General features: G+C 67.7%; 22 protein-coding genes. 15 read left to right on the top strand and 7 right to left on the bottom strand.

What is annotated here, in order from left to right; genetic code table 11:
* The first annotated feature begins 3 nt into the window (after positions 1-3).
* Positions 4-1,170: an ABC transporter ATP-binding protein gene (locus OEZ60_RS05820; protein ID WP_263334113.1), complete on the top strand. Its 1,167-nt coding sequence runs from the start codon at positions 4-6 to the stop codon at positions 1,168-1,170.
* Positions 1,171-1,185: 15 nt separating this feature from the next.
* Here OEZ60_RS05820 and OEZ60_RS05815 read toward each other — a convergent pair whose 3' ends face one another.
* The 5 genes from OEZ60_RS05815 to OEZ60_RS05795 all read right to left on the bottom strand — a co-directional run bounded on the left by OEZ60_RS05815 (position 1,186) and on the right by OEZ60_RS05795 (position 7,019).
* Positions 1,186-2,178 (bottom strand): glycosyltransferase family 2 protein, encoded by a 993-nt coding sequence (locus OEZ60_RS05815; RefSeq protein ID WP_263334111.1) that lies wholly within the window; start codon positions 2,176-2,178, stop codon positions 1,186-1,188.
* Between the two features lie 126 nt (positions 2,179-2,304).
* Positions 2,305-2,994, bottom strand: a complete 690-nt coding sequence (locus OEZ60_RS05810; RefSeq protein ID WP_263334109.1) for a cupin domain-containing protein — start codon at positions 2,992-2,994, stop codon at positions 2,305-2,307.
* A gap of 93 nt (positions 2,995-3,087) precedes the next feature.
* Positions 3,088-3,543 carry a universal stress protein gene (locus tag OEZ60_RS05805; RefSeq protein ID WP_263334108.1) on the bottom strand — a complete coding sequence of 152 codons (456 nt, stop codon included), beginning with the start codon at positions 3,541-3,543 and terminating at the stop codon, positions 3,088-3,090.
* Between the two features lie 21 nt (positions 3,544-3,564).
* On the bottom strand, positions 3,565-5,418 hold the full coding sequence (locus OEZ60_RS05800; protein ID WP_263334106.1) for a glycine betaine ABC transporter substrate-binding protein: 1,854 nt from the start codon (positions 5,416-5,418) through the stop codon (positions 3,565-3,567).
* Positions 5,419-5,441: 23 nt separating this feature from the next.
* Positions 5,442-7,019: a BCCT family transporter gene (locus OEZ60_RS05795; RefSeq protein ID WP_263334104.1), complete on the bottom strand. Its 1,578-nt coding sequence runs from the start codon at positions 7,017-7,019 to the stop codon at positions 5,442-5,444.
* Positions 7,020-7,385: 366 nt separating this feature from the next.
* On the opposite strand from OEZ60_RS05795, the gene OEZ60_RS05790 reads away from it, so the two are divergent.
* From OEZ60_RS05790 to OEZ60_RS05725, 14 genes are all read left to right on the top strand, one after another.
* Positions 7,386-8,279 carry a LysR family transcriptional regulator gene (locus tag OEZ60_RS05790; protein WP_263334103.1) on the top strand — a complete coding sequence of 298 codons (894 nt, stop codon included), beginning with the start codon at positions 7,386-7,388 and terminating at the stop codon, positions 8,277-8,279.
* Positions 8,280-8,665: 386 nt separating this feature from the next.
* Positions 8,666-9,817, top strand: a complete 1,152-nt coding sequence (locus tag OEZ60_RS05785) for an ABC transporter substrate-binding protein (RefSeq protein ID WP_263334101.1) — start codon at positions 8,666-8,668, stop codon at positions 9,815-9,817.
* 69 nt (positions 9,818-9,886) lie between these two features.
* A complete protein-coding gene (locus OEZ60_RS05780) occupies positions 9,887-10,879 on the top strand; it encodes an ABC transporter ATP-binding protein (RefSeq protein WP_263334099.1) in 993 nt (330 codons plus the stop codon).
* Positions 10,879-11,805: an ABC transporter permease gene (locus OEZ60_RS05775; protein WP_263334098.1), complete on the top strand. Its 927-nt coding sequence runs from the start codon at positions 10,879-10,881 to the stop codon at positions 11,803-11,805. The genes OEZ60_RS05780 and OEZ60_RS05775 overlap by 1 nt, the downstream gene beginning before the upstream one ends.
* Positions 11,795-12,601 (top strand): ABC transporter permease, encoded by an 807-nt coding sequence (locus OEZ60_RS05770; RefSeq protein WP_263334096.1) that lies wholly within the window; start codon positions 11,795-11,797, stop codon positions 12,599-12,601. The genes OEZ60_RS05775 and OEZ60_RS05770 overlap by 11 nt, the downstream gene beginning before the upstream one ends.
* 23 nt (positions 12,602-12,624) lie before the next feature.
* Complete coding sequence (locus OEZ60_RS05765; protein WP_263334094.1) at positions 12,625-14,049, top strand: gamma-aminobutyraldehyde dehydrogenase; 1,425 nt, start codon at positions 12,625-12,627, stop codon at positions 14,047-14,049.
* Between the two features lie 172 nt (positions 14,050-14,221).
* Complete coding sequence (locus OEZ60_RS05760; protein ID WP_263334093.1) at positions 14,222-14,806, top strand: ANTAR domain-containing response regulator; 585 nt, start codon at positions 14,222-14,224, stop codon at positions 14,804-14,806.
* On the top strand, positions 14,803-15,984 hold the full coding sequence (locus tag OEZ60_RS05755) for a CmpA/NrtA family ABC transporter substrate-binding protein (protein ID WP_263334091.1): 1,182 nt from the start codon (positions 14,803-14,805) through the stop codon (positions 15,982-15,984). The genes OEZ60_RS05760 and OEZ60_RS05755 overlap by 4 nt, the downstream gene beginning before the upstream one ends.
* 258 nt (positions 15,985-16,242) lie before the next feature.
* Positions 16,243-17,610 carry a CmpA/NrtA family ABC transporter substrate-binding protein gene (locus OEZ60_RS05750; protein ID WP_263334089.1) on the top strand — a complete coding sequence of 456 codons (1,368 nt, stop codon included), beginning with the start codon at positions 16,243-16,245 and terminating at the stop codon, positions 17,608-17,610.
* A 59-nt stretch (positions 17,611-17,669) separates the two neighbouring features.
* Positions 17,670-18,752 carry an ABC transporter permease gene (locus OEZ60_RS05745; protein ID WP_263334088.1) on the top strand — a complete coding sequence of 361 codons (1,083 nt, stop codon included), beginning with the start codon at positions 17,670-17,672 and terminating at the stop codon, positions 18,750-18,752.
* Positions 18,753-18,757: 5 nt separating this feature from the next.
* Positions 18,758-20,443, top strand: a complete 1,686-nt coding sequence (locus tag OEZ60_RS05740; RefSeq protein ID WP_263334086.1) for an ABC transporter ATP-binding protein — start codon at positions 18,758-18,760, stop codon at positions 20,441-20,443.
* 4 nt (positions 20,444-20,447) lie between these two features.
* Positions 20,448-22,880 carry a nitrite reductase large subunit NirB gene (gene nirB, locus OEZ60_RS05735; RefSeq protein ID WP_263334084.1) on the top strand — a complete coding sequence of 811 codons (2,433 nt, stop codon included), beginning with the start codon at positions 20,448-20,450 and terminating at the stop codon, positions 22,878-22,880.
* Positions 22,877-23,212, top strand: a complete 336-nt coding sequence (gene nirD, locus OEZ60_RS05730) for a nitrite reductase small subunit NirD (protein ID WP_263334083.1) — start codon at positions 22,877-22,879, stop codon at positions 23,210-23,212. Before nirB ends, nirD begins: the two co-directional genes overlap by 4 nt.
* On the top strand, positions 23,209-25,833 hold the full coding sequence (locus tag OEZ60_RS05725; RefSeq protein ID WP_263334081.1) for a nitrate reductase: 2,625 nt from the start codon (positions 23,209-23,211) through the stop codon (positions 25,831-25,833). Before nirD ends, OEZ60_RS05725 begins: the two co-directional genes overlap by 4 nt.
* Before the next feature lie 60 nt (positions 25,834-25,893).
* Here OEZ60_RS05725 and OEZ60_RS05720 read toward each other — a convergent pair whose 3' ends face one another.
* Both OEZ60_RS05720 and OEZ60_RS05715 read right to left on the bottom strand, forming a co-directional pair.
* Complete coding sequence (locus tag OEZ60_RS05720) at positions 25,894-26,079, bottom strand: zinc-finger domain-containing protein (RefSeq protein ID WP_263334079.1); 186 nt, start codon at positions 26,077-26,079, stop codon at positions 25,894-25,896.
* A gap of 72 nt (positions 26,080-26,151) precedes the next feature.
* The gene (locus tag OEZ60_RS05715) at positions 26,152-26,535 is read right to left on the bottom strand and encodes an HIT domain-containing protein (protein WP_263334077.1); all 384 of its coding nucleotides are present in this window, start codon (positions 26,533-26,535) and stop codon (positions 26,152-26,154) included.
* Positions 26,536-26,537: the final 2 nt, after the last annotated feature.

Below are 26,537 nucleotides of genomic sequence, written 5' to 3'. Positions count from 1 at the left end.
CCCGTGACCGCGCTGCGCGCCGAAGGACTGCAAAAGAGCTTCCGCCATCAGGGTGCGGAAGCGCCGCGTACCTTCCGGCGCTGGGTCGAGGGTGGCTGGCGGACGCGACCGCGCGGCGAGATGATCCGCGCGCTCGACGATGTGAGCCTGGAGGTGGCGCCGGGCGAGATGCTTGGCGTCATCGGCCGCAACGGCGCAGGCAAGTCGACGCTCCTGCGGCTGCTCGGCGGGGTGATGCAGCCGGACCGGGGGCGGGTGATCGCCGCCGCGCCGGTCAATGGCCTCTTGGCGCTCAACACCGGCATGCATCCGGAGCTGACCGGGCGCGAGAATATCGTGATCAACGGCGTGCTCTCGGGCCTTCTCAAGGAGGAGGTCCGCGCGCGGTCCGACAGCATCATCGCTTTCGCGGAGATGCAGGACCATATCGACGACCCCGTCCGCACCTACAGCAGCGGGATGAAGGTGCGGCTCGGCTTCTCGGTCGCGGTGCATGTCGAGCCGAAGATCCTCCTGATCGACGAGGTGCTCGCGGTCGGCGACCTCGAGTTCCAGAAGAAGTGCCTGAGGCGCATCGCCGAATTCAAGGAAAACGGCTGTGCGATCGTTCTCATCAGCCATGACCTTGGACAGGTCCGGCGGGTCTGCGACCGGGTTCTGTGGCTCGACCGCGGGGCGGTCCGGGCGATCGGCGCGCCCGACAGCGTCGTCTCCGCCTATGAGGGCGAAAGCAGTGGCGTGGCCAACATGGACGGCTGGGGCGAGGTTGCGGGCGTCACCTTGCGCGACCCTGCCGGGGTGGGGATCGAGACGCTCGCGCCGGGTGCCGGCCTAACGATCGGGGTCGCGCTGCGTGCGCTGCGGCCGATTTCCCGGCCGCAAGTCGGCATCACGATCGCCGATGCCTCGGGGCATGTTTGCTTCGAGGCCGACAGCCTAACCGATGGCGTCGATATGCCCGATCTCACCGGCAACGCAGACCTGTCGATCGAGATCGCGCGCCTCGATCTCACGCCGGGGCACTACACGGTCAACGTCGGCCTGCGGCCCGGCGGCAGCGACCCGTCGCAATCGAGCCACTGGAGCGCCTGTCCGCTCACCATCGCGGGCGACGCCCGTCCGAACGGCATGCTCAACCCGCCGCGGCGCTGGCAGGTCGCAGGCGGGTGACGCGCGGGCACAGGGTCAGGGCTCGGAGAGGAAGGCGAAGGGCCGCTCGCCGTTCTGGATCAGATCGCGAAGGTCGGTGCGCGGCCCGGCCCTGTCCCGAACCAGCGAGACGATCTTCTGGCGGTGCACCATGCGCAACTCGCGGGAGCGGAACCACAAGGGGTTGAGCAGGTAGGATTCCACCAGCAGCCGGGCGATGGTCCGGTAATCCCGGTTGCGCGCGAAGGCGGTCAGCAGCCATCCGTTCAGGAGCGTGCGGGCGTCGGCGAAGCAGCGACGGGGCGTGTCGGGAAACTCCGCCCGGATATCGTCCATCACCGCGCGGACGGCGTTGAGCTGCCGGCGCGGCTCGCGCTGGGACATGCCCTGCTCGACAAGCCGGTAGCCGACGAGGAAGCGCGGCACGAGAATTGGCGCCTGCCGGGCGGCGAGGCGCAGGACCAGCTTCCAGTCCTCGGCGCCCTGGACGCCGCGCACGCGCAAGGACGGGTCGAAGCTGCCGGCCTCGACAACCGCGGCGCGTCGAAACAGCGAGGCGCTGCCGCAGCCGACCGAGTTCAGCGTCAGGAGCCCCTCGAAGTCGTGGCGCGGCTCGTGGCGCCACGGCGGGGCCGGGATCAGGCGGTTCGCGGTGTCGACGCGAAGCAGGTAGGCATAAGCGAAGGGTGCCTCGGGATGATCGTCCAGCGCCACCTTCAGGCTCGCGAGGAAGTCCGGGTGCCAGAGGTCATCGGCGTCGAGAAAGGCGACGTATCTGCCCTTCGCCTCGTCCAGCCCGCGATTGCGCGCCGCCGCGAGGCCGCGGTTCTCCTGCGTCACCATGCGGAAGCGGGCGTCGGAGGCGAGAATGGGGGCCATGATCGCCTCAAGGTCGTCGGTCGAGCCGTCATTGACAACGATCACCTCGTAGTCGCAGCCGCGCTGGGCGCGGACGGAGCGGATCGTGTCCCGGATGGACCAGCCGGAGTTGTGCGCGGGAATGACAACGCTGATCAAGTCGCCGTTCATGCTCGATCGTCCATCTGGTCCTTGCCGGTGCCTTCGGGAAGGAATCGCGTAAGCTTTTCTAAGCGACTTCCGGCGGCCGATCCAATCCATTTCAGATCGGCCTTCGACCGGGGCGCGGCTGTCCGCTCAGGTCTGCTGCGGCGGCAGGTCGGCGCCCGCGAACCGCAGGTGGCCCTCTTTCACCCAGACCCGGCAGCCCTCGGCCCCGGCGACGGCGGAGAGCCCGGCCCCGATCGGCAGGCGCAGCCACGACCACGGTGTGAAGCCTTCGCCGCCTTCCAGGAATCCACCGTCCAGGCACAGGATCTCCAGGCCGCCGGCGGGTGCCATCTCGACCGCCGCGCCGGGTGCCCATTGCTCGATCCGGACGCATTCGCGGGCGTCTTCGTGCAGAATGGCGCTGCGCACGCCCGGCCTGCCGGGAGGCGCCTGCAGATCCAGCGCGCGCGTGTCGACCGTGACCTTCCGCCGGTCGTCGGGCGCGAACTGCCAGAGCTTGACGAATATGGTGCAGCCCGGCGCGGAGCCGGGCGTGTGGCGCGACGTCGGCGGGTTGCGGACGTAGCTGCCCGCCGGGAAGTCGCCTTGCTCGTCCTGGAATACGCCGTCGAGGACGAGGAATTCCTCGCCGCCGTCATGGGTGTGCGGCGAAAACCGGCTGCCCGGAGCGAAGCGGACAATCGTGGTCGCTCGCGCGACCTCGTCGCCGATCCGGTCGAGCATCTTGCGCTCGACGCCGGGCATCGGCGAGGGGGTCCAGTCCATCCGATTGGCATGGACCGCGACGCGGAGGCCGAAATCTGCGTTGAGTTCCATCGGGCTTCTCCCTGTGTGCCCGCACGGGGCAGGGCGCGCGCGATTGGCCGCCCGTCGCGGTGGCGCCGGCAGCCGCTTCTGTCTGCGCCGCGGTCAGGTGTCGCGCATCACGTTGACCGAGCATTCCGCATGGCGCACGACGCGCGCCGCGGTCGGGCCGATCAGGTAGTCCTTCAGCGAGGGACGGTGCGCGCCGAGCACGATCATCGTCGCGCCGATATCCTTCGCGACCTTGAGGATCTCCTCATAGGCGGTGCCGTGCCGGGCGATGGTGCTGACCTTCATGCCGCTCGGCGTGTGGTCCGCGACGATCTGGTTCAGCCTGTCGAGCGCCTCCTTGACGATCGCCTTGAGGTCGTAGTTCTCCGATCCGCCCATCTCGCCGCGGATCGCGTAGCGAAAGTCGAGCCCCGACAGGATGTCCGGCACGACGGTCATGACCACCAACTCGGCCTTGCGGACCTTGGCCTGGACGACGCCCTCCGCGATCGTCTTGAGGCCGGTCTTCTGGTCCGCCATGTCGATCGGAACAAGGATCTTTTCGCCCATCTTCTGCTCTCCTTCCCTGTTTCACGGGGCTTCGCGGCGCACATAGAGCCAGAAAAGCCATACGAACATCAACACGAGCGCCACGTTCAGCACCGAGACGTCGGCCGAGGGATTCATCGCCGCCGGCGGCGTCGGCAGCGTCGGCGCGAAAGCCGCCGCGAGCGGCAGCACCGGGTCGATCAGCTCGCCCCCGGTGATGCCGGCCGCCAGGGCCTGCACCGTGCTTGTCGGCACCGGCTTCAGCGCGGGGGCGGCCGTCGCACCCGGACCCTGGTCGCCGATCGTAGCGATCGCCGGAACCGGCGCCGGTCCGGCCAGAACCGCCTGGCTCGACAGCGTCTCGACGGCCGTGAACTGTCGGCCGTAGGAACCGCCGGGAATGCGGGTCTGGCGCAGGAACGGGTATTTCACCAGGTTGGCGCCCTGCGTCCAGCCGTCGACGGGCAGGAGCTTCAACTCCGCACTTGAAAACGCAGCCGCGATCATGTCGCTGCCGACGGGCGCGGGGAGCACGGCGACCTTGCCCTTCGCGTCGAGAAGCGTCAGAAGATCGCCCGCACTTGTCGCGTCGGTCACGGTCAGCGCCGCCGTCAGGCCGAGCGCGTCGGTGAGGATCGTGGCGATCCGGTAGGACGCCGAGCCTTCAGGGCCGACGATGAGCTCGGTGGCCTCGGAGAGCGCGCCGACGCCCGCATCTCCGGTCGGGCTGACGAGGTGGACCGCGTTCGCTCCGACCGCCGCGAGGCCCTCGAAGGCCTCGGTCCGCACCGGCGTCGGGCCGGAGAGGTCGAAGAAGCTCTCCGCGCCGACCAGCGCGAGCCGGGCGTTGCCGTTCGCGACCTCCGCCAGCGGATCGTGGCTCGGGTCGATCGTGACCTCGCGGCCGACATAGGCCCGCCGGGCGGAGCGCAGCGCGGTGCTGGCAAGATCGCTTTCGGCGAGGAGCGGCGAGGCGGCGATCATCAGCGGGTCTTCCGCCTCGACCGCGCCCGCCGCGATCAGCCCGAGTCGGGCCAGCGCGTCGCGCGCCACGGCCTCGGGCGAGCGGCCCTCGAGATCGACGCGGCGGTTGAGCGCCTGCATCTCCTCGTTGGTGAACCTGCCGCCGAGCGCATCGAGCGCGCCGCCGAGGGCAGGGTGCCTTGCCAGCGATTCCAGGCGGACGATCGGCGCGAGCTCGTAGACCGGGAAGAACTGGAGATCGTCCTGCAGAAGCGTCAGCCCGTAATCGGCAATCTGGCCGTCGGTCGTGTAGACCTCGATCACGTCGACCTTGCCGTCGAGAAGCTGGTCGTAGAGCGTGCCCCGGTCGGAGAGCGGCACTTCGACGATCTCGCCGAATTCGAAGCCGTAGCGCTGCGTCATCGGGGTGAGGCCGTCGAGCGGCCGCGCGGTGAAGTCGTCCTCGATCCCGATCGTTACCTCGGAACTGCGCCGGACGAGCTGCGACATGTCGGTCAGGCGCATGTCCTCGGCCCGCTCGGGCAGCATCGCGAGCCCGTAGTTGTTTGCCACGCCGATCCGCTCGCGCCAGGAGATGCCGAGCGGCTCGAAGATCTGCTTCACCCGCTCGGTCGCGGCATCGCCGTCGGCCAGCGGGCTCTGGCCGAGCATCACGAGGCCGGTGCCGTTGTATTCGGGATAGGCGTCGATGTCGCCGCGCTTCAGGGCTTCGAGGATCGCCGGGGTGTTCTCGTACTCCACGACCCCTTCGACGGGAATGCCCTGTTCCGCGATCACGGCCGCCATCATGTGGGCGAGGATCTTGCTCTCGCCGAAGTTCTTGGCGCCGATGCGGATCTTGCCGTCTTCCTCGGTGCAGCCGGCGAGGGCGAGCACGGTGGCCAGAATGGCGATGATTGCGCGAATGGACATGGGACCCTCCTTTCCGCGCCCGGTCACGACGCGCTGTCCTGCGCCGCCTCGGCGGCGCCGGCCGGCCCGCGGCCCTCGATCTCGCCGCGCGCCTCGATGACTTCGGGTTCCTCGATCTCCTTGCGGATCTCGCGCAGGAAGCCGACGATCTGCAACAGCACGATGATCGCGAAGGGGATCGCCCCGGTGATGGCCATCGCCTTGGCGACGGTCACGGATTCGGTCACGAGGGTCGAGAAGGTGAGAACCGCGATCAGGATGCCCCAGATCATCTTCTGGATCACCGGCGGGTTGAGATCGCCGTTCGTCGTCATCATCGACAGCACGAAGGTGCCCGAGTCCGCCGAGGTCACGAGGAAGATGAAGAGGAGCGCCGCCGCGAGGCCGGCGAGGATCGTCGCGCCGGGGAAGTAGCCGAGGAAGGCGAAGAGTGCGGCGAAGACGTCCTCGAAGATGATCTCCTTCAGACCGCCGCCGCCATACATCTCGATGTAGAAGCCCGCGCCGCCGAAGGCCGCGAACCAGAGCATCGAGAAGACGGTCGGCACCAGCACGACGCCGAAGATGAATTCGCGGATCGTGCGCCCGCGCGAGATGCGGGCGACGAAGATGCCGATGAACGGCCCCCAGGCCAGCCACCAGATGAGATAGGTGAGCGTCCAGCCCGAGGTCCAGCCAGTCAGCCCCTCGAACGGGTAGAGCGTGAAGGACTTGGTGACGATCGCGCTGAAATAGCGCCCGATCGAGTCGACGAAGGTCTCCATGATGAACTGCGTCGGGCCGGCGAAGATGACCATCAGCATGATCGCCACGGTCAGCACCATGTTGATGTTGGAGAGGATCTTGATCCCCTTGTCGACGCCGGTCGTGGCCGACAGCATGTAGGCGACGAAGAGCGCGACGAGGATGATCATCGACATCGTGTTGTTCTGCTCGGTGCCGAAGGCGTAGTACATGCCCGAGCGCACCGCGAGCGCGCCCATCGCCAGCGAGCCTGCGAGGCCGAACACGACCGAGATCACGCCGAGAATGTCCGCGGCCTTGCCGACCGTCTCGCCAGCCGGTCCCTTGAAGACGTGCTTGATCGGGGTCGAGATCATCGAGGGTTCGTTGCGGCGGAAGGTGAAGTAGGCGATCACCAGCGCGCAGCAGCCGTAGATCGACCAGGCATGCAGGCCCCAGTGAAGGTTGGTGATGACCAGCGCCTCGCGCGCGGCCGCGGGGGTCTCGCCCTCCATCCCCGGCGGGGAGACGAAGTGGTACATCGGTTCCGCCGCGCCCCAGACCAGAAGCCCCGAGCCCATGCCGCCGGCAAACAGCATCGCGATCCAGGAGGCGGTGTCGAATTCCGGCTCCTCGTCGTCCTTGCCGAGCCGGATATGCCCGTAGGGCCCGAACGCCATGTAGCCGCCAAGCAGGAGGAACCCCGAACACATGGCGAGCCACATCCAGCCCGCACCGTTCAGGAGATAGCCTGTGAAGGCCTGCGCCGAGCCGGTCATGCTCGAGGGGCTGATCACGCCCCAGACCCCGATGGCGAGGCAGAGCGTCATGGCGACAATGAATACTGTGTTGAAAGACGCGCCTTTGAACGAGGACATCAAGTCACTCCCCTTGCTGGAGTTCGGTTCCGTGGGGCCGTGTCAATCTTCAAGTGGAAGGCGAAAAAATATTTCGGTCAACCTTGACAATCTGATTGTTTTTATTTGGCGATTCGGTGCCGCGGCGCCCTTTTGCGCCATGAAACCTTGCGAACCCGGTCGCCTCGCGTCTGTCCGGGGCGATCCGCCGTCCCAAGCGGCTCCGTCCGGGCGGCCGTCGTTTCCGGACGGCGGCGACGGTGCATACGGGATCCGGGGGCGGCATCCCCGAGAAATCTGTTGCGCCGGATCGCTCGAGGCGTCTGGATGGCAGGTAGGCACCCTCTGGACGGGCGCCGCAACCGACGCGGATACGGCAGATCCCAGATGGCCTTTACCCTGAGACAGCTTCAGTTCTTTGTCGCCGCGGCCGAGCACGGAAGCGTATCGGGCGCCGCCAAGGCACTCGCGATCTCCCAGTCCTCGGTCACGGAAGCGATCAAGGCGCTGGAGGCGGATCTCGGCATCGTGTTGTTCGAACGCCGGGCGCGCGGCATTGCGATCACCAATGCGGGGCACCAGTTCCTGCGGCACGCGCGCAAGATCCGGGATGACGTCTCGGACGCCCGCCGCGCCTTCCAGATTGAAACTTCAGAAAGAAGCGGCGAACTCAGGCTCGGCGTCACCTCGCTCGTCGCGGGATACGGGCTGGCGGAGACATTGTCGCGGTTCCGGCGGACCTTTCCCTCCGTGCGGATCTCGGCCATCGAGGATTCCGGCGAATATCTCGAACACCTCCTGATCGGCGGCGAAATCGACGTGGCCTTTCTCCTGGTCTCGAACCTGCACAATCGCAGCGCCTTCCAGGTCGAGAGCATCGCCGCCTCAGCCATGCGGCTCTGGTTGCCGCTCGGTCATCCGCTTGCAGCCAAAGAGGCGATCGAACTCGACGAGGTGGCGCGCGAACCGCTGATCATGCTTTCGCTCGAAGAGATCGAGGAAAGCACCAACCGGCTCATGGCCTCGCTCGGAACCCGGCCGGAGGTGGCCTTCCGGACCCGGTCGGTCGAGGCCGTGCGCAGCCTCGTCGCGACCGGAGTCGGGCTCGCGATCCTGCCGGACCTGATCTACCGGCCCTGGTCGCTCGAAGGCGACCGCATCGAGATCCGCGATGTGTCGGGCGACCTGCCCACCGTCCAGGTCGGCATGGCCTGGCGCCGCGGCGCGCCGCTCTCGCCCATAACGCGCGATTTCGTGCGTCTCGCTCAGACCTCGTTCTGACATGCGGCGGAGTTATCGGAAAATCCGATAATAACAATTTGTATTTTGCGTTTGCGAATTTTCGAAAGCGGCGCAGAGTTTTGGCTGTGGAAGAGCTGAAATGCGCCCCTTCGGCGTGGTCAGGGGGAGTTGATCCAGAGCATTGCGTCGCGTTTCGGACCAAGCGTTGCCCTTTCCGGCGGCTTGGGTGCCGGCCATCCGGGTGCCGGCACAGGTCCCCGGGAAGGTCCATCCGAACGCCACCGAACTTCTTCCGCGCCCGACGCGCCTTCGGTCTTCCGCATCGAAGGAGACGAGATCCAGAACCAGGCCGGACACTGCGATGCGCCTGGGTTTTGAAAACAGCTCGGGCCGATGTGAGCCACGGGCAAGCAGGGAGACGGACAATGAAGAAAGTGCTGATTTCGACGACAATCCTCGCATTTGCGGGGGCCGGCCTCGCGCAGGCGCAGATGACCGAGGTCGGACCGGGCGAGGGGCAGCTCGATATCGTCGCCTGGCCCGGCTATATCGAGCGCGGCGAGACCGACGCCGCCTTCGACTGGGTGACCAAGTTCGAGGAGGCCTCCGGCTGCAAGGTCAACGTGAAGACCGCCAACACCTCGGACGAGATGGTGGCGCTGATGAACGAGGGCGGCTTCGACCTCGTCACCGCGTCGGGCGACGCCTCTTTGAGGCTGATCGCCGGCAAGCGGGTGCAGCCGATCAACGTCGACCTCATCCCCTCCTGGTCCACCGTGGACGACCGGCTGAAGGACGCAGCCTGGCACACGGTGAATGGCGAGCATTTCGGCACGCCCTACATGTGGGGTCCGAACGTTCTCATGTACAACACGGAGGCATTCGGGGACAGCCCGCCGACCTCGTGGAACGTGGTGTTCGAAGAGGTGACACTCGCCGACGGGAAGTCGAACAAGGGGCGGGTGCAGGCCTATGACGGGCCGATCCACATTGCCGATGCGGCGAACTACCTGATGTTTCACAAGCCCGAACTCGGCATCACCTCGCCCTACGAGCTGAACCAAGAGCAATACGACGCCGCACTCAACCTGTTACGCGGCCAGCGGGAGCTGGTGAACCGCTACTGGCACGACGCCTTCATCCAGATGGACGACTTCAAGAACGAGGGCGTGGTGGCCTCGGGCTCGTGGCCCTTCCAGGTTAATATCATGCAGGGCGAAGGGCAGCCCATCGCATCCGTGGTTCCCGAAGAGGGGGCGACCGGCTGGGCCGACACAACAATGATGCATGTCGATGCGCCGCACCCCAACTGCGCCTACCTGTGGATGGAGCATTCGTTGGCGTCCAACCTGCAATCCGATCTTTCGGTCTGGTTCGGCGCGAACCCGTCCGTGCCGGCGGCCTGCACCGACGGGCGCGGCATGCAGACGGCGGAGGGATGCACCAAGAACGGCCTCGACGATTTCGAGAAGATCAAGTTCTGGACCACGCCGGTGTCGAGCTGCGCGAGCCAGGGCGAGTGCGTGCCCTACTACCGCTGGGTTTCCGACTACATCGGGGTGATCGGCGGCCGCTGATCCTGCACGTGATCCAACGAAATCCGCCCGGCGGCACTTGAGCCGCCGGGTCAGAGAACCGGTCTGTCCATGTCCTATGCCGTAGAATTCGACGAAGTCTCGCGCAGTTTCGGCGCGGTGCGCGCGGTCGACAACGTGTCCATCGCGATCGAGGAGGGCACCTTCTTCGCCATGCTCGGACCCTCCGGCTCGGGCAAGACGACCTGCCTGCGGCTCATCTCCGGGTTCGAGCGGCCGAATGCGGGACATGTGAGGATCTTCGGAGAGAATTCGGAGAACCTGCCGCCCAATCGCCGCCCGGTGAACACCGTGTTCCAGGACTACGCGCTCTTTCCGCACCTGAACGTCAGGGACAACGTTGCCTACGGGCTGATGGTGCAGGGCGTCGACAAGCGCAGCCGTCACGGCCGGGCGGACGAGATGCTGTCGCTCGTGAAGCTCGGCGATTACGGCGACCGCAAGCCTGCCCAGCTTTCCGGCGGGCAGCGGCAGCGCGTGGCGCTCGCCCGCGCGCTCGTCAACAAGCCCCGCGTCCTTCTGCTCGACGAACCGCTCGGCGCGCTCGATCTGAAGCTCCGCGAGGCGATGCAGGACGAGCTCAAGGCGCTGCAGAAGCAGCTCGGCATCACCTTCGTCTTCGTGACCCACGACCAGGGCGAGGCGCTGTCGATGGCCGATCGCGTCGCGGTCTTCAACGACGGGCGGATCGTGCAGGCCGGCAGCCCGGAAGACATCTACCAGCGCCCGCGCACGCGCTTCGTCGCCGATTTCGTCGGCTCGGCCAACGTGCTGTCGCCCGCACTCAGCCAGTCGGCGGGCAGCGCGAAGGCGTGGCACAGCCTGCGACCGGAGTCGATGGAGCTTGCGAAGGCGGAAAGCGGACGCCTGGCCGGTACGGTCGCGTCGATACGCTACATCGGACCCGTCAAGCGCGTGACCGTGGACCTTGGCGGTGACCAGCTCACGGTGGCGGTTCCGGCGGAGCGGACGGTGCCGGAACCGGGGACGCGGGTCGGGCTCAACTGGAGCGACGCCTCGATCCACCGGATGGAGGACGAGTGATGGTGGCAAGCCATCAGGGCCTCGCCCAGCGGGTCTCGGACGCCTTCTGGCGCCAGCCTCGCCTGCTTCTGCTCGTCCTCTTGCTGCCGCCGCTCCTGTGGCTCGGCATCGTCTACGTGGGATCGCTCGTCGCTCTTCTGGTCCAGAGCTTCTTTTCGATCGACGAGTTCACGGGCCTCATCAATTACGAGGTCACGCTCAAGACCTATGCGGAACTGCTGCAGCCCGCCAATTTCGACATCATCCTGCGCACGACCCTGATGGCTGCCTCGGTGACCGTCGCCGCCGCGATCGTGGCCTTTCCGATCGCGTACTATGCCGCGCGCTACGCCAGGGGCCCGATGAAGGCGCTGTTCTACCTCGGCGTGATGCTGCCGCTCTGGTCGAGTTACCTCGTGAAGGTCTACGCTTGGAAACTGATCCTTGCCAAGGAAGGCATCCTGAACTGGATGGTGGAAGGGATCGGCGCGAGCGCGGTCCTGAACGCGGTGCTGTCGATGCCGGTGATCGGCGGCGGATCTCTGTCGGTCAGCTACATCGGCACGTTTCTCGTCTTTCTCTACGTCTGGCTTCCCTACATGGTCCTGCCGGTGCAGGCGGCACTCGAACGCGTGCCGCAGAACCTGCTGGAGGCGTCTGGCGATCTCGGGGCCAGCCCGGGCCAGACGCTGCGCCATGTGATCCTGCCGCTGGCCTTGCCGGGGATCATCGCCGGCTCGATCTTCACCTTCTCGCTGACGCTCGGCGACTACATCATTCCCCAGATCATCGGTTCCTCGCGGCTCTTCATCGGGCAGGCGGTCTATGCCCATCAGGGCACTGCCGGGAACATCCCCCTCGCGGCCGCCTTCGCCGTGGTGCCGATCGTGATCATGGGCTTCTACCTCTGGATGGCCAAGCGGAAGGGAGCGTTCGATGCACTCTGAGCGTGCCCCGCTGGCACTGAAGATCGCGGCCTTCGCCGGGCTCGCGTTCCTGCACCTGCCGATCATCCTGATCTTCGTCTACGCCTTCACGACCGAGGACCGATCGTACCAGTGGCCGCCCCCGGGGCTGACGCTGAAATGGTTCGGCGTCACCTGGAACCGCCCGGATGTCTGGGCGTCGCTCGGGTTGTCGCTGAAGGTCGCCTCGGTTTCAACGGTGATCGCGATCGTCCTCGGCACGCTTTGCGCGGCGGCCGTCAGCCGGGCGAAGTTCTTCGGGCGCGAGTCGATCTCGCTCCTAGTGATCTTGCCGATCGCCCTGCCAGGCATCATCACCGGCATCTCGCTGCGCTCGGCCTTCAACCTCGGCGACATCCCGTTCTCGACGCTGACGATCGTGCTCGGCCACGCCACGTTCTGCATCGTCGTGGTCTACAACAACGCGGTCGCGCGCTTCCGCCGGCTGTCGGGGTCGCTCGTCGAGGCGTCGGCCGACCTCGGCGCGAACAGCTTCCAGACCTTCCGGCACGTGATCCTGCCCAACATCTCGACCGCGCTTCTCGCCGGCGGAATGCTCGCCTTCGCGCTGTCCTTCGACGAGGTGATCGTGACCACCTTCACCGCCGGCCAGCAGCAGACCCTGCCGATCTGGATGCTCGAAGAGCTCGTCCGGCCGCGCCAGCGCCCGGTGACCAACGTGGTCGCGATGGTCGTGGTGCTGGTGACCTTCCTGCCCATCCTGGGCGCCTATTACCTGACCCGCGGCGGCACCGAGACCGCCGGGGGCGGCAAGTGACTTCCGCATAGCGAGGAAATGACATGGATACCAAGCTCCTGATCAACGGCGCGTTCACCGAGGGAACCGAGACCAAAGAAGCGATTCTCAACCCGCGCACCGGCGAGACGATCCTCGACCTGCCGGAAGCCTCGGCCGAACAGGTCGAGGCAGCCGTCGCTGCCGCTTCAGAGGCCTTCGACGGCTGGGCGCGCAGCTCGCCGTCGGCCCGCGCCGCGGCGCTTCTGCAGATTGCCGACCGGATCGAGGCCGAGGGCGAGGCCTTCGGCCGGCTCGAGGCGCTGAACTGCGGCAAGCCGATCAATGCCGCGATCGGCGACGAGATTCCGGCGATCGTCGACGTCTACCGTTTTTTCGCGGGCGCGGCGCGCAACATGCACGGCCCGGCGGCGGGCGAATACATGGAAGGCTTCACCTCGATGGTCCGCCGCGATCCGGTCGGCGTCATCGCTTCGGTCGCGCCCTGGAACTATCCGCTGATGATGATGGCCTGGAAACTCGCCCCCGCGATCGCCGGCGGCAACACGGTCGTCTTCAAGCCCTCCGAGCAGACGCCCCTGACCGCGCTCAAGCTGGCGCGGATCCTGGCCGAGGAGCTGCCGCCGGGCGTCGTGAACATCGTGACCGGGCGCGGCGAGACGGTGGGGAACGCGCTCGTCTCGCATCCGAAGGTCGACATGATCTCCCTGACCGGCGACGTCGCGACGGGCAAGAAGATGCTTCAGGCGGCGTCGAAATCGGTCAAGCGCACCCATCTGGAGCTTGGCGGCAAGGCGCCGGTCATCGTGTTCGATGATGCCGACCTGACCGAGGTCGTCGAAGGGCTGCGGGCCTTCGGCTACTACAACGCCGGTCAGGACTGCACGGCGGCCTGCCGCATCTACGCCTCAGAGAAGACCTACGAGAAGCTCGTCGCCGATCTGACAACGGCGGTGCAAGGGATCGCCTTCGCCCAAAGTGACGACACGGTGAACGAGATCGGGCCCCTGATCTCCGCCCGCCAGCGCGACCGCGTCGCGAGTTTCGTCGAACGCGCGCGCGAATTGCCGCATGTGGAGATCACGACCGGCGGAAAGGCTCATGGCGACAATGGCTTCTACTACACGCCCACCGTCGTCGCCGGGGCGCGCCAGGAGGACGAGATCGTCCAGCGCGAGGTTTTCGGCCCGGTGGTGTCGGTCACGCCGTTCAAGGATGTCGAGCAGGCGGTCGGCTGGGCCAACGACAGCGACTACGGCCTCGCCTCCTCGGTCTGGACCAAGGATATCGGGCGGGCGATGTCCACGGCGGCGCGGCTCCGCTACGGCTGCACCTGGATCAACACGCATTTCATGCTGGTCAACGAGATGCCGCACGGCGGCTTGAAGAGCTCCGGTTACGGCAAGGACATGTCGATGTACGCGCTCGAGGATTATACGGCCGTGCGGCATGTGATGATCAAGCACTAGCGGAACTTGCTGGTATCGCCCGGTCGTCGCCAACGGCCGGGCCGTCCGGAGCGCGCGTAGAAAACAGGCATTGGCGGCCGGGGCGCACAGGAAATCATCGCGCAGGCGCGAACCGGCCGGCCGGAGCGACGGGGGTATTTCCCACCCGCCGGGAACGTCGCTACATCGGCCCATGAGCGAGCGGCTTAAGATCGTCGTGGTGGAGAGGGATCCTGACCGGGCCCGGATGATCGTCGACGGTCTTCTCGACCTCGGCGATCACCGCATCCACATCATTGCCGAAGAGACCGCGCTGGCGCGCAAGGTCGCCGAGCAGCGACCCGATATCGTCCTGATCGACCTCGCCGACCCGTCCCGCGATGCGCTCGAGGAGCTGGCGCTGGCGACCGGGCCGCTGGAGCGGCCGGTGGCGATGTTCGTCGACCGCAGCGACCATCAGCTCACCCGCGCCGCGATCGAGGCGGGCATGTCGGCCTATGTCGTTGGCGGGTTGCAGAAGGACAGGCTGCGGCCGATCCTCGATGCCGCCGTCGCGCGGTTCCACATGGTTCAGCGCATGCGCACCGAACTGGCTGCGACCCGCCGCGCGCTGGAGGAGCGCAAGACGATCGACCGCGCCAAGGGCATCGTGATGAAGGCGCGCGGGATCGACGAGGCAGCGGCCTACGCGCTCCTGCGCAAGGCGGCGATGGACCAGGGCCGCAAGCTCGCCGAGGTCGCGGCCGCCATCGTCACCGCGTCGGAGCTCCTGTCATGAGCGGCGCGGCGCGGCTGCGGGCGGGGTTCCTGCCCTTGGTCGATGCGGCGCCGCTGATCGTCGCGGCGGAACTCGGCTTTGCCGACGAGGAGGGCGTCGCGCTCGACCTGCGCAGGGCGCCGTCCTGGTCGGTGGCGCGCGACTGGCTGACGATGGGAGAGATCGAGGCCGCGCATCTTCTGGCGCCGGTCCCGGTCGCGGCGACGCTCGGGCTTGGCGGCCAGACCTGCGCGCTGGCGGCCGTGATGGTGATGTCGGTGAACGGCACCGTGACCGGCGTGTCGCGGTCTTTGGCCGGTCGGTTGCGCGCTGCCGGCCATGACTTCGGCTTCACCGATGCCGCGGCGGCGGGGCGGGCGCTGATCGGCTGCGCTGGGGCGGGGCTGCGGATCGGCGTGCCGTTCCCGTTCTCGATGCATGCCGAACTGGTGGGCCGCTGGCTCGGCGCGCTCGACTCGCAAGCCCTGTCGCGGATCGCCATCCAGACGGTGCCGCCGCCGCTCATGTCCGAGGCGCTCGCCGCCGGGGACATCGACGCCTTCTGTGTCGGCGAGCCCTGGGGGTCGATCGCGGTGGAGAGCGGCGCGGGCGAACTGCTGCTGCCCGGCGCGGCGATCTGGGCCTTCGCGCCGGAGAAGGTGCTGGCGGTGCGCGAGACATGGGGCGAAGAGGTGCCCGACATGCTCGATGGCTTGATCCGCGCGGTCTGGCGCGCCGGGCGCTGGCTCGCAGAGCCCGACAACCACACCGCGGCGAGCGAACTCCTGGCGCGCGCCCGGTATCTCGATGTCGCGCCCGAGATCATCGACCGCGCGCTCGGCGGCAGGTTCGTTGTGTCTGCTCGCGGCGAGACGCGCCACTGCCCCGGCTTCGTCGAGTTCCATCGGGGCGGCGCCAGTTTCCCCTGGCGGTCGCAGGCGGCCTGGATCGGGCAATGGCTGGCGCGGCGGATAGGCATGCCCGAAGCCGCGGCGATGGCGGCGGCGCGGGCGGTGTTCCGCAGCGACCTATACCGCCGGGCGATGGCCGGAACCGGCGCCGCGCTGCCGACTGCCTCGGCCAAGGTCGAGGGCGCGATCGCGGTCGATCTCGCGGTGGCGTCCGAAGCCGGGCGGCTGATTCTGCGGCCCGACCGGTTCTTCGACGGCTCGGTTTTTGATCCCGGCGACTGCGAGTGATGAATTTTCGGGCAGTTCGCTCTCGAATTGCCGCGCCGCAGCAAATCTTGATGCATCTGCAGCATCATTCCTTGCAAAGCCCCGCGCCCACCGCCTTACTGGTGCCATAGCCGGGCAATGGCGTCCGGCGCCGGACCTCTCCCAAAGACCGGGTGATTGAGCAAAGCCGCTCGACCCTCTGCCGCAGGCAGAGTGAGTCAGCGGCTTTTTTGGTGTCCTGCTTCCGCCGTCCCGCGGAGTCGAACGAAGGAAGATGAGATGAAGGCTTTCCCCGCGATCCTGATGGCGACGACGATGCTCGTCGCGCCGGCATTCGCCGAACCGCTAGCGCTCGAAAAGGACGAGCTGACCCTCGGCTTCATCAAGCTCACCGACATGGCGCCGCTCGCGGTCGCCTACGAGCAGGGCTATTTCCTCGACGAGGGCCTCTTCGTCACGCTCGAGGCCCAGGCCAACTGGAAGGTGCTCCTGGACGGCGTGATCGACGGCACGCTCGACGGGGCGCACATGCTCGCTGGCCAGCCGCTCGCGGCGACGATCGGCTACGGCACCGAGGCGCATATCGTCACGCCCTTCTCGATGGACCTGAACGGCAACGGGATCACGGTCTCGAACGCGGTCTGGGAAGCGATGCGGCCGCATGTCCCTTCCGGCGTCGACGGCAAGCCGCAGCACCCGATCTCGGCCGAGGCGCTGGCGCCGGTCGTCGACGCATTCACATCGGAGGGCAAGCCCTTCAACATGGGCATGGTCTTCCCGGTCTCGACCCACAATTACGAGCTGCGCTACTGGCTCGCGGCAGGTGGCCTCAATCCCGGCTACTACGCGCCGGGCGACGTGTCCGGGCAGATCGGCGCCGACGTGTTCCTTTCGGTCACGCCGCCGCCGCAGATGCCCGCGACGCTGGAGGCCGGCACGATCAACGGCTACGCGGTGGGCGAGCCGTGGAACCAGCAGGCCGTGATCAAGGGGATCGGCGTGCCGGTCGTCACGGATTACGAGATCTGGCGGAACAACCCCGAGAAGGTCTTCGGCCTGACCGAAAAGTTCGTCGAGGCGAACCCCAACACCACGCTCGCCCTCACCAAGGCGCTGATCCGCGCGGCGATCTGGCTCGATGAGAACGACAACGCCAACCGCGCGGCGGCTGTCGAGATCCTGTCGAAGCCGGAATATGTCGGCGCCGATGCCGACGTCATCGACAACTCGATGACCGGAACCTTCGAATACGAGCCCGGCGATGTCCGCGAGGTGCCCGATTTCAACGTTTTCTTCCGCTACAACGCGACCTATCCCTTCTACTCTGACGCGGTCTGGTACCTGACCCAGATGCGCCGCTGGGGCCAGATCGCCGAGGCCAGGCCCGACAGCTGGTACGACGAGGTCGCGCGCTCGGTCTACAAGCCCGAGATCTACCTCAAGGCCGCTCGGATGCTGGTCGAGGAGGGGCTCGCCGACGCGGCCGATTTCCCCTGGGACAGCGACGGCTACCGCCCCGCCACCCCCGCCAGCGACGTGATCGACGGCTTCGGCTTCGACGGCCGCAAGCCCAACGCCTACATCGACAGCCTGCCGATCGGGCTGAAGGGCGGACAGACGGTCGTGGGCACCGAGATCCAGGGCTGACCCGACATCCTTTCCGGGGGCGCCATGCCTCTGGGATTCGAGACAACGAGGACCGAGACATGACCATCGCCGATCCCGATTTCGCCAGAAACGCCAACCGAGAGGCACGCCGCGCCCGGCTCTTCACCCGGATCAACAAGGCGGACGCCTGGTTCCGTGTGCTGGGGCTCGCCTGGATCACCCCGATCCTCAGGGCCGCGGCCGGCGACAATCCCCACGCCCAAGTCAGGGAGGTCTGGAAACTGCTCGGCGTGCCCGTGCTCGCCATCGCCGGTTTCCTGGCGCTCTGGGCGGTGCTCGCGCCCAAGGTCGAGACCTCGCTCGGCGCGATCCCGGGACCGGCCGAGGTCTGGTCGGAGGCAGTGAACCTCCACGCCGATGCCGTGGACAAGGCCGCCAAGGAGGCCAAGTTCACCGAACTGCTTGCAGAGCGCAACGCGAAGCTCGTCGCGGCGGGCCGCGCGGAGGAGGTCAAGCAGATGGCCTATACCGGCGCGCCCTCCTACTACGACCAGATCGGCACCTCGATCCGGACCGTGTTCTTCGGCTTCCTCCTCGCCTCGCTCGTGGCGATCCCCCTGGGCATCCTCGCGGGCCTCTCGCCCGCCGCGAACGCCGCGATCAACCCGATCGTGCAGATCTTCAAGCCGGTCTCGCCGCTCGCCTGGCTGCCGATCGTGACCATGGTCATCTCGGCGCTCATGGCGACGAATGACGGGTTCTTCGCCAAGTCGTTCCTCGTCTCGGCGATCACGGTCACGCTCTGCTCGCTCTGGCCGACGCTGATCAACACCGCGCTCGGTGTGGCCTCGATCGACAAGGACCTCGTCAATGTCTCGAAGGTGCTGAAGATGGGCACCTGGGCCAAGATCACCAAGCTCGTGCTGCCCTCGGCGCTGCCGTTGATCTTCACCGGGCTCCGGCTCTCGCTCGGCGTCGGCTGGATGGTGCTGATCGCGGCCGAGATGCTGGCGCAGAACCCCGGGCTGGGCAAGTTCGTCTGGGACGAGTTTCAGAACGGCTCCTCCGCCTCGCTCGCCCGGATCATGGTCGCGGTCTTCACCATCGGCATCATCGGCTTCCTGCTCGACCGGGTGATGTTCGCGGTCCAGTCGCTCTTTACCTTCTCGGCCAACCGGTGACCGCCATGAGCATCCTCAGTTTCCAGAACGTGTCGAAGGGTTTCGGCGAGGGTACCGGCCGCCGGGAGGTCCTGAAGGGCATCACGCTCGATGTCGCGGAGGGCGAGTTCATCGCGATCCTCGGCTTCTCGGGCAGCGGCAAGTCGACGCTGATGAACCTGGTGGCCGGGCTCGAACGCCCCGATGCCGGCAGCGTCCGCTTCCGCGGCAAGCCCGTCACCGGGCCGGGGCCGGAGCGCGGCCTCGTCTTCCAGAGCTACAGCCTGATGCCATGGCTTACGGTGCGCGGCAATGTCCTGCTCGCGGTCGACGCGGTCTTTCCCGGCCTGACGCGCGCCGAGCGCCTCGCCCGCGCTGACCGCTACATCGCGATGGTCGGGCTCGGCCATGCCGCGGCGCGCCGCCCGGCGGAGCTGTCGGGCGGCATGCGCCAGCGCGTCGCGGTGGCCCGCGCACTCGCGATGGACCCCGAGGTTCTGCTGCTCGACGAGCCGCTCTCGGCGCTCGACGCGCTGACGCGGGCGAATCTCGCCGACGAGATCCTCGGCATCTGGGAGGCGGACCGCAAGACCTGCCTGCTCATCACCAACGATGTCGACGAGGCGATCCTGCTCGCCGACCGGATCGTGCCGCTCAACCCGGACGGCACGCTCGGGACCCCCTTCGCGGTGACGCTGCCGCGCCCGCGTGACCGCGCCGCGATGAACCACGACGATGCCTTCAAGGCGCTCCGCGCGCAGGTGACCGGCCACCTGATGGAGGCGGGCATCGAGGCGAAGGTCGAGGGAAGCCGCATCCTTCCCGAGGTGGTTCCGCTCCACGCCTTTCCGGCGGCGGTGCGGGCGGTGCAGGGCAAGCCCGCCGACGAGCGCTATCTCGAGTTCAGCGCGCTGCACAAGGTCTACCCGACGCCGAAGGGGCCGCTTACCGTCGTCGAGGATTTCAACCTCAAGGTCGAGAAGGGCGAGTTCATCAGCCTGATCGGCCATTCCGGCTGCGGGAAGTCGACGGTGCTGACGATGGCCGCCGGTCTCAACGCGGTGTCGAAGGGCGGCATCATCCTCGACGGCACCGAGGTGATCGGCGCCGACCCCGAGCGCGCCGTGGTGTTCCAGTCGCCGAACCTGTTTCCCTGGCTCACCGCGCGCGAGAACGTCGCGATCGGTGTCGACAAGGTCTATCCGAAAGCCACGCAGGCCGAGCGGCAGGAGGTCGTCGAATACTACCTCGAACGCGTCGGCCTCGCGGATGCGATGGACCGGCCGGCGCAGTCGATGTCGAACGGCATGCGCCAGCGGGTCGGTATCGCCCGTGCCTTCGCGCTCTCGCCGAAGCTTCTTTTGCTCGACGAGCCATTCGGGATGCTCGACAGCCTCACCCGCTGGGAGTTGCAGGAAGTGCTGATGGAGGTCTGGGACCGCACCAAGGTCACGGCGATCTGCGTCACGCATGACGTCGACGAGGCGATCCTCCTGGCCGACCGCGTGGTGATGATGACGAACGGCCCGCAGGCGACGATCGGCCGGATCACCGAGGTCAAGCTGCCGCGCCCGCGCAGCCGCAAGGCGCTCATCGAACATCCCGATTACTACGCCTACCGGCAGGACGTGCTGGATTTTCTTCAGGAATACGAGCATGGCGCGCGGCCCGCGCCCAAGCGCCCGGCGGCAAGCGCCATCGCAGCGGAGTGAGCGAATGACCCAGAAACTCGTCGTCATCGGCGCCGGAATGGCCTCGGGCCGCATGCTGGAACATCTTTTCGAGGCGGGCGCGGACCATGAGGTCACGCTCTTCAACGCCGAGCCGCGCGGCAACTACAACCGCATCATGCTCTCGCCGGTCCTGTCGGGCGACAAGGACTATGCCGGGATCGTCACCCATGACGACGGCTGGTACGCCGCCCGGGGCATCACCTGCCGCTTCGGCGAGCATGTCGTGAAGATCGACCGGCGGCGAAAGGTCGTCACCGGCGAGAAGGGCGAGGCCGCCTATGACAAGCTGGTGATCGCGACCGGCTCGGCGCCGTTCATCATCCCGGTCGCGGGCAGGGACCTGCCCGGCGTCGTCAGCTACCGCGACCTCGACGACACCAACGCGATGATCGGCGCGGCGGCGAAGGGTGGCCATGCGGTGGTGATCGGCGGCGGGCTTCTGGGGCTCGAGGCCGCGGCCGGGCTGCAGAGCCGCGGCATGGAGGTGACGGTGATCCACCTCATGGGTCACCTGATGGAGCGCCAGCTCGACCCCGCCGCCGGTTATCTTCTGCAGCGCGAACTGGAGCGGCGCGGGATCACGGTGCATTGCAAGGGCGCCACCAAGGCGATCCTCGGCCACGACCGGGCCGAGGCGGTGTTGCTGGAGGACGGCACGGTCTATCCCGCCGATCTGGTGGTGATGGCGGTGGGCATCCGGCCCGAAACCCGGCTTGCCGTCGATGCCGGGCTGGAGGTCGCGCGCGGCATCGTGGTCGACGACCGGATGGTGACCTCGGACCCCGACATCCTCGCCGTGGGCGAATGCGTCGAGCATGACGGCCAGCTCTTCGGCCTCGTTGCCCCGCTTTACGATCAGGCGAAGGTCGCGGCGCTGAGCCTTCGGGACGAACCCGCCGCCTTCCGCCCGGTCCAGACCGCGACGAAGCTCAAGGTCACCGGCTGCGACCTCTTCAGCGCCGGCGACTTCGCCGAGGGCGAGGGCCGTGAGGACATCGTCTTCCGCGACCCGGCACGCGGGCTCTACAAGCGGCTGGTGATCGAGGACGACCGGCTTGTCGGCGCGGTGATGTACGGCGACACTGCCGACGGCAACTGGTTCTTCGGGCTGATCAAGGACGGCACCGGCATCGAGGCGATGCGCGAGACGCTGATCTTCGGCCCGGCCTATCAGGGAGGGGCCGCGGCGGACCCTATGGCGGCCGTTGCAGCCTTACCGGCTGACGCAGAGATCTGCGGCTGCAACGGCGTCTGCAAGGGCCAGATCGTCGAGGCGATCGCGGGGGGTGCCACGACGCTCGACGCGGTGCGCGCGGAAACCAAGGCCTCGGGCTCCTGCGGCACCTGCACCGGGCTCGTCGAGCAGGTGCTTGCGGTGACGCTTGGCGAGGAGTTCGTGATGCCCACGGCGAAGCCGGTCTGCGGCTGCACCGAACTCACGCACGAGGACGTCCGCCGCATGATCAAGGCGCGCGAGCTGAAATCCATGCCCGCGGTGATGCAGGAGCTGGGCTGGAAGACCTCCTGCGGCTGCCATGTCTGCCGCCCGGCGCTCAACTTCTACCTGCTCGCAGACTGGCCGCGGGAGTACCGGGACGATCCCCAAAGCCGCTTCGTCAACGAGCGCAAGCACGCCAATATCCAGAAGGACGGCACCTTCTCGGTCGTGCCGCGCATGTGGGGCGGGCTGACCAGTCCGCGCGAGCTGCGCGCCATCGCCGATGCGGCCGAGAAGTACAACGTGCCGACGGTGAAGGTCACCGGCGGCCAGCGCATCGACCTTCTGGGCGTGAAGGGCGAGGACCTGCCGGCGATCTGGGCCGACCTGAACCGGGCGGGCCTCGTCTCGGGCCACGCCTATTCTAAGGGGCTGAGGACGGTGAAGACCTGCGTCGGCTCCGACCACTGCCGCTTTGGCACACAGGATTCGACCGGTCTCGGGGTGAAGCTCGAACAGGCGCTCTGGGGCTCGTGGACGCCGCACAAGGTCAAGCTCGCGGTCTCGGGCTGCCCGCGCAACTGCGCCGAGGCGACCTGCAAGGATATCGGCATCGTTTGCGTCGACTCGGGCTATCAGGTCGGCGTTGGGGGTGCGGCGGGGATGGACGTGAAGGAGACCGAGCGGCTCGCCGACGTGAGGACCGAGGAGGAGGCGATCGCGCTCACAATCGCCTTCGTCCAGCTCTATCGCGAGAACGCCAAGTATCTCGACCGGCCCTACAAGTGGATCGCCAAGGTCGGGCTCGACTGGGTGAAGGCACGCGTCGTCGACGATCCCGAGAGCCGCGCCGCCCTGATCGAGCGGTTCCGGATCAGCCAGTCCGTCTACCAGAAGGACCCCTGGGCGGACCATGTCCAATCCGAACAGGCGCGCTACGCGCCGCTTGCCAATCTCACGCTGGAGGCCGCGGAATGAACACCTGGATCGACATCGGCGCGCTTGACGACATTCCCGCGCGCGGCGCCCGCGTGGTCAAGACTGCGATGGGCTGCGTCGCGGTCTTCCGCACCGCCGCCGACGAGGTCTTCGCGCTCTCGGACCGCTGCCCGCACAGGGGCGGGCCGCTCTCCGAGGGAATCGTGCATGGCAAGAGCGTCACCTGCCCGCTGCACAGCTGGGTCTTCAGCCTCGAGACCGGGCAGGCGCAGGGCGCCGATGCGGGCGAGGTTCCGACCTACCCGGCCCGAGTCGAGGGCGGGCGGATCCTCCTCGATGCGACCCGGCTCGCGCGACGGAGCGCGGCATGACCGACGCGCCCGGCATCCGCACCACCTGCGCCTATTGCGGCGTCGGCTGCGGCGTGATCGTCGCGCCCGACGGCGCGGGCGGTTTCGCGGTGCGGGGCGATCCCGACCATCCGGCCAACCGCGGCCGGCTCTGCTCCAAGGGCGCGGCGCTGGCCGAGACGCTCGGGCTTGAGGGGCGGCTTCTGGCGCCGCGGATCGGCGGTCGCGATGCGGTATGGGACGCGGCGCTCGATCTCGTGGCAGGCCGGTTCGGGGAGACGATCGCCGAGCACGGGCCGGACGCCGTCGCCTTCTACGTCTCGGGCCAGCTGCTGACCGAGGATTACTACGTCGCCAACAAGCTGATGAAGGGCTTCATCGGCTCTGCCAATATCGACTCGAATTCGCGGCTCTGCATGGCCTCGACCGTCGCCGGCCACCGCCGCGCCTTCGGTACAGACACGGTGCCCGGCACCTACGAGGATCTTGAGGAGGCCGATCTCGTCGTCCTTGTCGGATCGAACCTCGCCTGGTGCCACCCGGTCCTCTACCAGCGCCTCGTGGCGGCAAAGGCGGCGCGGCCGGCGCTGCGCGTCGTCACCATCGATCCGCGCCGCACCGCGACCTGCGAGCTGGCCGACCTGCACCTCGCCATCGCGCCGGGTGCGGATGTGGCGCTCTTCAACCGGCTACTGGCCGCCATCGCCGACCGCGGCGCGGTCGACGAAGCCTATGCCGTGCATCTGGAGGGGATGGACGGTGCCATCGCCGCCGCCCGCGCCGAGACCGGGGGCACGGGGCTTCCCGAGCGTGACATCGCGGCGTTCCTCGACCTCTGGATCGGCACCGAGAAGGTCGTGACCGTGTTTAGCCAGGGCGTGAACCAGTCCTCGAACGGCACCGACAAGGTCAGCGCGATCCTCAACTGCCACCTCGCAACCGGCCGCATCGGCCGGCCCGGCATGGGGCCGTTCAGCGTGACGGGCCAGCCCAACGCGATGGGCGGACGCGAGGTCGGCGGGCTTTCCAACATGCTCGCCTGCCATCTGGAGATCGAGAACCCCGACCACCGCCACCTCCTCCGCACCTTCTGGCAAGCGCCCGCGATGCCGGAAAAGCCGGGGCTGAAGGCGGTCGAGATGTTCCGGGCGGTGGCCCACGGCCGGATCAAGGCGCTCTGGATCATCGGCACCAACCCGGCGGCGACCCTGCCCGATGCCGATGCCGTGCGCGACGCCATCGCCGGATGCGACTTCGTTGTCGTCAGCGACCTTTTCGCGACCACCGACACCGCCCGGCTTGCCGATGTGCTGCTGCCGGCCGCGGGCTGGGGCGAGAAGGACGGCACCGTGACGAATTCCGACCGCACGATCAGTCGCCAGCGCCGCTTCCTGCCCGCGCCCGGTCTGGCCCGACCCGATTGGGCGATCCTTTCCGAGGTCGGCCGCCGCATGGGCTGGCCGGATGCCTTCGACTTTGCCTCGCCGGTCGAGATCCTCCGCGAGCATGCCGCTTTGTCCGGCCACGCGGCGGCACGAGGACGCGACTTCGACATCTCGGATCTCGCCGCGCTCGACGAGGCCGCATATGATGCGCTGGCGCCCCTGCGCTGGCCGGTGAGCGCCAGGAGGACAGGCGGTCGCTTCTTCGCCGACGGGGGGTTCTTCACGCCGAACGGCAAGGCGTGGATGGTGCCCGTCGTGTCGCGCGGCCCTGCGACCGCCACTGACGACCGCTATCCATTCCGGCTCAATACCGGGCGGATTCGCGACCAGTGGCACACGATGACCCGATCCGGCCGTGCCCCCCGGCTGGGCCGCCACCTCGGCGAGCCTTTCCTCGAGATCCATCCCCTGGACGCCGTCCGGCTCGGGATCCGGCCCGCGCATCTCGTCGAGGTCGAGAGCCGCGAGGGCAGGGCGATCCTGCGCGCGCTCGTGACCGACCGCGTTCGCCCCGGCGAGGTCTTCGCGCCGATGCACTGGACTGCCGAGCACGCCCCTGCAGGCCGCGTCGGCGCGCTTGTCGCGCCCGTCACCGATCCGATCTCGGGACAGCCGGAGAGCAAGGCCGGCGCCGTCGTCCTGCGCCCCTACCGCGTCGCATGGTACGGTTTCGCGGTCGCGGCGACCGATGCGCTGCCCGCTACGGACTATGCCGCGCGGGCACGGGTCGCGGGCGGCTGGCGCATGGAGCTTGCCGGCGCCGAGTTGCCCGAGGACTGGGAGGCTTTCAGCCGCGCCGCCTTCCGTCTGCCGTCAGCCGAGGCCATGACCGTCGTTGACCGCGCCCGCGGTATCGCGCGGGTGGCCCTGATTGCGGAGGGAAGGGTACGCGCCGCGCTGTTCGCGGGACCGGAACCCGTGGCGGTCTCGCGCGAGCATCTGGCGAGCCAGCTTGGAGATACCGGTCGCGAGATCCTTGCCGGTCAGGCAGCCGCCGACCGGCCCGACCCCGGCGCGACGCTCTGTTCCTGCCTGGACATCGGCGTGAACACGATCGTAGCGGCCGTCCTCACCCAGGATCTCCTGACGGTCGAGGCCGTGGGGGCGGCCATCGGCGCAGGAACCAATTGCGGATCCTGCCGGCCCGAGATCGCATCGCTCCTGAGACGCTGCGCAACCAGGGTGGCAGCGGAATGACCGGCCACCCGCATTCACGCCTGCCTTGGCGGCTCGTGTGCGACGGGTTGGCTGGTGCCGTCAGTGATCGTCGTGGGCGTGGTCGCGGTCGATGACGTATTTCTTGTCGCAATAGCCGCACTCTACGAAACCGGCCTCATGCGGGATCGACAGCCAGACGCGCGGATGGCCGAGCGCGCCCTCGCCGCCGTCGCAGGCCACTTTCCAGGAGGACACGACCTCGGTCTCAGGGGCGGGGATGGGCATTATCTGGGCTCCGTCACGAAAGTTTGCGGCATGATAGCGATTGTGGGGGGATGGACAAGCGCGCGCCGTCTGTCAATCCACCCGCTTCAGCATCGACCCGAGCACCCGGCCGCCGAGGATATGCATGTGGTAGTGCGGCACTTCCTGCACGCCATGCGTTCCGGCATTCGAGATCGTCCGGTAGCCCTGCCCACCCTCGCCGGGGCGGATGCCGAGCGTTTCGCAGACCGCGGCGGCGGTGCGCATGAAGTCGGCGATCTCCTCGGCCGAGGCCTCGGCGGCGAAGTGGTCGAAGGTGACGTATCTGCCCTTCGGGATCACCAGCACATGGACCGGCGCCTGCGGGCCGATGTCGTGGAACGCGAGCGTATGCTCTGTCTCAAGCACGGTCTTGTTGGGGATCTCGCCACGCAGGATGCGGGCGAAAACATTGGTGTCGTCGTAAACGTAGGCCATGG

This window comes from Albidovulum salinarum, assembly GCF_025673475.1.
Classification (GTDB): Bacteria; Pseudomonadota; Alphaproteobacteria; order Rhodobacterales; family Rhodobacteraceae; genus Albidovulum; species Albidovulum salinarum.
This window is presented reverse-complemented; position numbering and strand designations above follow the sequence as displayed.